This is a genomic window from Acidithiobacillus sp. IBUN Pt1247-S3, assembly GCF_041146875.1.
In the GTDB taxonomy this organism is placed as follows: Bacteria; Pseudomonadota; Gammaproteobacteria; order Acidithiobacillales; family Acidithiobacillaceae; genus Igneacidithiobacillus.
In genome coordinates this window covers 1-326 of the sequence record NZ_JBFRXP010000091.1, presented here as the reverse complement: position 1 = coordinate 326, position 326 = coordinate 1, and the positions used below count along the sequence as shown (strand labels likewise).

At 61.0% G+C, this 326-nt stretch carries 1 protein-coding gene; it reads right to left on the bottom strand.

Going from position 1 to position 326, the window contains the following annotated elements:
• On the bottom strand, positions 1 to 314 hold a 314-nt coding region (locus AB4090_RS15185; protein WP_369574711.1), incomplete at its 3' end, for an alkaline phosphatase family protein.
• Positions 315 to 326: the final 12 nt, after the last annotated feature.

The following is a 326-nucleotide window of genomic DNA, read 5'->3' as shown; positions in this document are numbered from 1 at the left end:
GGACGACGACGGCGCAGTCCGGCCTCCTGGGGATGGATGGCCACGGGCTGCTCCTCGGGTACCACTGGCGCCGCTAGGGTCGATTCATGATGTACCGTGGCGACGTAGTTCCTGGTACTGGGCAGGGAGACGAAGCGATCATCTGGGCGGGAGAAGTCAAAGGCCGAACTCAGATCGCCACAGACCGCCCGTCGCCAGGGGGTGATGTTGGGTTCACTGACACTAAAGCGTTTCTCGATAAAGCGGATCACCGAGGTATGGTCAAAGACCTCGGAGCAGACATAGCCGCCCTTGCTCCAGGGCGAAATGGCCATCATTGGCACCCT